Source organism: Bacillus sp. JJ1503 (genome assembly GCF_036965125.1).
Lineage (GTDB): Bacteria > Bacillota > Bacilli > Bacillales > Cytobacillaceae > Cytobacillus.
In genome coordinates this window covers 26004-32638 of record NZ_JBALOZ010000048.1, presented here as the reverse complement: position 1 = coordinate 32638, position 6635 = coordinate 26004, and the positions used below count along the sequence as shown (strand labels likewise).

Below are 6635 nucleotides of genomic sequence, written 5' to 3'. Positions count from 1 at the left end.
GTCTATTCTATAGGGTGCTTTTTTGTATATAAATTTATTTCACTTAAAAATGCAAAAAATTAACAAAACTATATGAATTAATATTATAATAGTAAAAAGGTTCTAATGTCTGATGTTCAGATTAATGGAGGGGTTGTATGCTAGAGGGAAAAATTAATCAATTGAAGAAAACAACACTATCTCAAGATATTGTCCAGCAATTGATGGAGTTAATAATAAATGGGACAATTTCTTCTGGTGAAAAGTTGCCATCCGAAAAAGAGTTAATGGAGTTATTTGGTGTAGGAAGAAGTACGCTTAGAGAGGCAACACGTGCCCTTGCTGCTCTAGAACTGATTGAAGTCAGAGTTCCTGAAGGGACATTTGTTACAGAGTCATTTGGAGGGTTCTTTACTAAACATCTCGCACTTATGTCTAAGATTAGTTTTGACAATATTACTGAACTCATTGAAGCAAGAGTAAAATTTGAGACAGATTTAGCAGAAATGGCTGCTGAAAAGTCCACCGTTGCTGATCACGAAAGATTAGATAACATTCTTCATTCTATGAGTAAGGCCAGCAATAATGAAGAATTTTTGAAGACAGACTTGGAATTCCACACGGCAATTGCTGAAATAGCAAGAAATTCTTTTATGCTGCAAGTAATGAATATTTTACGTGATATAACAAAGGAGTGGATGTTTAAAGTAATCGAATCCTCAGCTATTCAGGAGAAAGCTATAAACCATCATATGAAAATAGCTCAAGCAATAAAGGATAACAATCAAGAAGAAGCTGGAAATGCGATGTTAGAGCATCTAACAATCGTAAGTAATTTATTATTAGAATATCATAACAAAAAACAATAAGTTAATTAGGATGACTCTTTATAAAAAGTAGAGTTATCCTTTTTTAAATATATTCAGAATATTTTAAAAAGACATTGACATAAAAAGAGTGATTATTTATAATTCTCTTAAGGTTAGATGGTCTGATGTTAAGATAATAATGCTAAGGAGGGTGCATATGTCTACGACTAAAAGTGTAAAGGTGTATCAAATGTATATTGATGGGGAATTTATTGAATCCAGTTCAAATGAAACTTCAATTGTCATTAATCCCGCAACAGAAGAAATCATTTCAGAGGTTCCAAAAGGAACAGTGGCTGATGCAAGGCGTGCTGTTGATGCGGCAGCACTTGCTCAGAAGGAGTGGGCAAAACTCCCTGCAATTGAGAGGGCAAATTATTTAAGAGCTATTTCAAAAGGAATCCGTGAGAATGCCGACCATATAGCAAGAGTCATTTCTGAAGAAATGGGAAAAACTCTAGCTTTAGCTGAGGTTGAGGTAAATTTTACAGCAGATTATATTGACTATTCAGCGGAATGGGCTAGACGTTATGAAGGAGAAATTATTCAGAGTGATCGTCCAAACGAAAATATTTTATTATTTAAGCAGCCAATTGGTGTCGTTGCGGGAATACTTCCTTGGAACTTTCCGTTTTTCTTAATTGCACGTAAAGCAGCGCCTGCTTTGATCACTGGAAATACAATTGTGCTTAAGCCTAGTGCTGAATCCCCGAACAATGCGCTTGAATTCGCGAAGATTGTTGAAATGGCGGGCTTGCCAAAAGGTGTAATCAACTTTGTTACCGGAAGTGGAAGTGTGATCGGGAAAGACCTTGCATCCAATCCAAAAGTTGGTTTAGTTAGCTTAACAGGCAGCTATCATGCAGGTGCTGAAGTTATGCGTGCAGCAGCAGAAAATATTACAAAGGTATCACTAGAGTTAGGTGGGAAAGCACCAGCAATCGTCATGGCGGATGCAGATCTAGATCTGGCTGTAAAATCCATTGTTGCTTCCCGTGTTATTAACTCTGGACAGGTATGTAACTGTTGTGAGCGAGTTTATGTTCATGAGGATATAGCAGAAGAGTTCTATGAAAAAGTTGGAGAGGCTATGAAACAAACAAAATTTGGCGATCCTCTTGTTCATTCTGATATTGATATGGGTCCACTAATCAATAAGAGTTCACTAGAAGCTGTTGAGAAGCATGTGGAAGAAGCGATTGCTTCAGGAGCAAAGCTATTAACAGGTGGCAAGAGAACAGGGGAAGTTGGCTATTGCTTTGAACCAACTGTCCTGATTAATACAAACAATGATATGAGAATTATGAAAGATGAGATTTTTGGTCCAGTATTACCGATTGCAACCTTTAAAGACCTAGATGAAGCGATTGATTTGGCTAATGACTGTGAATATGGTTTGACATCTTCTATTTACACCCAAAACATAGATGTTGCCATGCGTGCATGTAATGAGTTAAAGTTCGGTGAAACCTATATCAATAGAGAGAACTTTGAGGCTATTCAAGGTTTCCATGCAGGCTGGAGAAAATCTGGAATTGGTGGAGCAGATGGCAAGCATGGTTTAGAAGAGTATCTACAGACACATGTTGTCTATCTTCAATATAATCAAAACAAAAAATAGTAATCATTCAAAATTTAACGGGGAAAGTTAAGATTTATCTGCTTTCCTCTAAATATTTTTATAAAATTTATCAAAATTAAAAGGAGTGGAAATGTTGAACGAGACATTATATCAGCCGGTCATAACAAAATATAAAGAAATAGAACCTTTTGAAATGGATGAAGGCGTACAATTTCACGACATGATGATGAAAGAAATGGGCCCAAAAACCATTATTGTTGGATTGGCAACGTTTGAACCAGGTAAAGGGTTGCCATGTCATATCCATAATGTGGAAGAGTCTGTAACTATTTTAAAAGGAAATGCCTTTTGTGATGTAGAAGGAGTTCGAACCGCATTAGAGCCTTATGATACTTCCTTTATTCCTGCTAAAATTCCTCACCGATTTGTCAACGCCAGCGAATCTGAAGAGTTAATCATATTATGGGCTTACTCTCAAATTGATGATTCTCTTAAACAAGTAGATGTAGAAAGAATTATCGTCGAAACGGACCTTTGCATGCTTCCTAAAAAATAAAGAAGAAATTCTAATTGTTTGTAGAATTTATATAGAGAATAAAAATTAAGGGAGGCTCTCAAGTTGACTAGAAGGTATTCCGGAAAAGTCTGGGATGATCGATTTTTGCCCAGACTTTCATCTACACAAATTGAAAATTTGCCTAAAAAAGATTCATTGGTCATCCTGCCTATTGGGGCAGTTGAACAGCACGGTCCTCATCTTCCAGTATTCACTGATACTTTACTTGCGGAAACAGTATTAGAAGAATCATTTAAGTATGTTCCTTCTGATTCTAATATTTGGGTTTTACCTCCTCTTCCTTACGGGAAAAGCAATGAGCACCTTGGTCGGGCAGGAACCTTTTCTCTATCTTCGACTACTCTGCAGTCGGTGATTATGGATATAGGCAGAAGTTTAAAACAAAGTGGTTTTAGGCGTTTATTATTGTTTAATGCCCATGGAGGAAATAGTGACCTATTAAATCTTTTAGCAAGAGAGGTGCGGCTAGAAACGAACATAATGGTTTTTCGAATCAATGTTGGAGGATTGACACTTGAAGAAAATTTCCTAAGCGAGACAGAAAGATTATTAGGTATTCATGGAGGGGATTATGAAACTTCCTTGATAATGGCGTCCTATCCAGAATGGGTTAGAGAGGATAAGCTGCCTGTTGAATATCCAGAATTATTGAAAAAGTCAAATTTCCTTCGCTTCCAAAAATCCAATTTTGCGTGGACGATTGACGATGTATCTTCTTCAGGCATTTTAGGAAATGCAAAAACGTCCTCAGCGGAAAAGGGTAGAAGGATTTATGAACAACACGGAAAACATTTGGCGGAAATGCTTTTAGAAATGATGAATTTTGAGATTGATAGCTTAATGGATAAAGAATCTATTGAAATAAAGAGATAATTCTATTTTTCTAGCCCATGAAAAACATTATTAGACTTGTAACTCTCATTAACCGAAAGGATGAATAAAAGTGAATGGTATTCATAAAAAGTTAAGTTCTCTTCTTGGGGAAGAAAATGTGATTGTAGATTTGCCATCACGTAAACAATTATCGAAGGATTTTTATTGGTATTCCCCAGTTCTAACCGATATGTTGGATGATAAAATCGCAGACTACATCGTAAAACCAGGCAATGAAGAAGAGATTAAAAGTGTTTTAACTCTTGCTGTACAAAATAAAATTCCTGTAACCATTCGAGGAGCAGGAACGGGAAATTACGGTCAAATTATTCCAATGAATGGCGGCATCCTTATTGATACGACAAGAATGAATAAGATTATTCAGATCGAAGAAGGCTCCGTACGGGTTGAGCCAGGAATTAAATTAGGATTAGTAGAAAAAGAGTTACGAGAAGTAAATCAGGAATTTTGTATTTATCCAACTACGTACATAAAGGCTACGGCAGGTGGCTTTGTAAGTGGCGGATCTGGAGGAATCGGTTCCATTACGTGGGGGAATTTATGGGATGGAAATGTATTAGAGTTAAGAGTCCTAACTATGGAGGAGACTCCTCGTGTTTTTACCGTTAAAGGCGAGGGTATGATGAATTATATTCATAGCTACGGTACAACTGGAGTCATAACCGAAATTGTGTTTAGAACGACAAAGCGAGTTGAATGGACGCAGTGTATTGCCTCTTTTTCTGATCTAGAAAACTCTTTAATTTTTTCGGAAAAGATTGCAAAGGATTCTCAAATTAAGAAACGTTCCATTTCAACATGTGAATGGCCAATCCCATCCTATTTCCAGCCTCTTCAAAAGGTAATAGAACCGGATAAACATATCGTCATATTAGAGGTTGAAGAGAAGTCGTTTGAGCTTGTGAAGTCATTAGTATCTGAACATAACGGTACAGTTTCTTATGAAATCCCATCTTCTAAATACCAAAAGGGAATCAGATTATCAGATTTCACATGGAATCATACAACCTTGTGGGCTCTAAATGCAAATGAAAAAATGACCTATTTACAAGGGAGTTTTTCTCTAGACTCGTATCTTGAGCAAATAAAATTAATTAAAGAGAAGTATAAGGACGAATTTTATAACCATTTTGATTGGATGAGAAGTAAAGGAGAGCTTATCCCTCAACAAATTCCTCTTGTTCGATACAAGACGAAGGAACATTTATATGAAATGATCTCATTCTGTGAGTCAATCGGTGTTAAGATTTATGATCCACATACAAACTTACTTGAAAAAGGCGGGTGGGAGGCATACATTGATTCAGTTGTGCAGAAGAAACACGAAAATGATCCGCACGGATTATTGAACCCCGGAAAAATTGGTGTTGTGAATGATTTAGTAAAAGGTTAGTTTCTAGAATGTTTTGATGCATGATAAAAAGGGATTGTCCTTATTTATAATTTTTTGGAGGATAATATGAAAGCAAGAACAGTCATACACAATGCACGAATTCCAGGGTCATCAGGTCTTAAAGATTTAACGATTGAAAATGGGAGATTTACTTCCTTAACAGATGCAGATGAGCATCTTACTAAAAGCCCTCAACTTCTTATAGTAGATGTAGAAGGAAGGGTAGTGCTGCCAGGTTTTGTGGATGTGCATATGCATTTAGATAAGGCACTCACTTGGCCTGCAATACCAAACCACTCTGGCACACTGTCAGAAGCAATTTGGCGGTTTGAAGATGCCCAAAATCAAATGGATGTCAACTCCATAACAGAACGAATGACCGCAACAATATTAAAAGCTATACAGCATGGGACGACAGCTATTCGTACCCATCTCAACTATAGTACATCCTCGTATTTACATCAGGTTGTTGAAGCTTTTCAAAAGGTCCAATCTTATTTTTCTGATTACATTACGCTAGAAGCTGTTTTAATGTGTCCTTTTGATATCACGAAAGAGGTGGAAAAGGATATTCGCTGGGCTGTCAATAATGGGATAAATCTGTTGGGTGGAGCACCGCATTTGGCTGAAAATCCACAGCTCAACTTAGCAAAAATTTTTGAATTAGCTGTTTCATTAGACGTTAACATCGATCTACACATTGATGAGTCGGATGATCCGACCGTTAAATCATTAGAGGATGTTTGTCAGTGGACCATTCAAACAGGCTATCAGGGAAGAGTCGTTGCGGGGCATTGTACATCCTTATCGGCCATGAGTGAACTAGAAGCACATGAACTAATGTCACTTGTTCAAAAGGCTCAGATAGGTATTGTAACTCTCCCATCGTCTAATCTGTTTCTGATGGGAAGAGAAGATAAAGGCCTTATTCGCCGTGGATTAACACGAGTTAAGCAAATGCTGGAATTGAATATCTCTGTGGCAGCAGCATCTGATAATATTCAAGACCCGTTTCATCCATACGGGAAAGCAGATTTGCTGCAAATAGCCCTTTTAGCAAGCTACGGAGCTCATTTAACAACGGAAGAAGAAATGGAAAAGCTGATTGAAATGATTACTTCTGTTCCGGCCGAGCTTATGAAGCTTCAAGGATATGGAATTGGAGCTGGGAACTGGGCAGATTTTATTATTCTAGACATTACGGATAAGAAAATGATTTTATCAGAACTTCCAACATCGCGTGAAACTTGGAGGAGAGGGCAGCCTATTTGTCGTATTTCGGAATCCATTACATGGTCGAATAAACTAAAGCCTGTATTGTCGTAATTTGCCTTTTTAAAA

Annotated in this window: 6 protein-coding genes; all 6 read left to right on the top strand. The window is 37.1% G+C overall.

Annotated elements, in window-relative coordinates; all coding sequences use genetic code 11:
- Positions 1 to 137: 137 nt before the first annotated feature.
- The 6 genes from V7149_RS04670 (at position 138) to V7149_RS04645 (ending at position 6620) form a co-directional block, all read left to right on the top strand.
- On the top strand, positions 138 to 848 hold the full coding sequence (locus V7149_RS04670) for a FadR/GntR family transcriptional regulator (protein ID WP_335344489.1): 711 nt from the start codon (positions 138 to 140) through the stop codon (positions 846 to 848).
- Between the two features lie 157 nt (positions 849 to 1005).
- On the top strand, positions 1006 to 2469 hold the full coding sequence (aldA, locus tag V7149_RS04665) for an aldehyde dehydrogenase (protein ID WP_335344488.1): 1464 nt from the start codon (positions 1006 to 1008) through the stop codon (positions 2467 to 2469).
- A 94-nt stretch (positions 2470 to 2563) separates the two neighbouring features.
- Positions 2564 to 2986 carry a cupin domain-containing protein gene (locus V7149_RS04660; protein WP_335344487.1) on the top strand — a complete coding sequence of 141 codons (423 nt, stop codon included), beginning with the start codon at positions 2564 to 2566 and terminating at the stop codon, positions 2984 to 2986.
- A gap of 63 nt (positions 2987 to 3049) precedes the next feature.
- Positions 3050 to 3880 carry a creatininase family protein gene (locus V7149_RS04655; protein ID WP_335344486.1) on the top strand — a complete coding sequence of 277 codons (831 nt, stop codon included), beginning with the start codon at positions 3050 to 3052 and terminating at the stop codon, positions 3878 to 3880.
- A gap of 70 nt (positions 3881 to 3950) precedes the next feature.
- Complete coding sequence (locus V7149_RS04650; RefSeq protein WP_335344485.1) at positions 3951 to 5294, top strand: FAD-binding oxidoreductase; 1344 nt, start codon at positions 3951 to 3953, stop codon at positions 5292 to 5294.
- A 66-nt stretch (positions 5295 to 5360) separates the two neighbouring features.
- A complete protein-coding gene (locus V7149_RS04645; RefSeq protein WP_335344484.1) occupies positions 5361 to 6620 on the top strand; it encodes an amidohydrolase family protein in 1260 nt (419 codons plus the stop codon).
- Positions 6621 to 6635 lie beyond the last annotated feature (15 nt).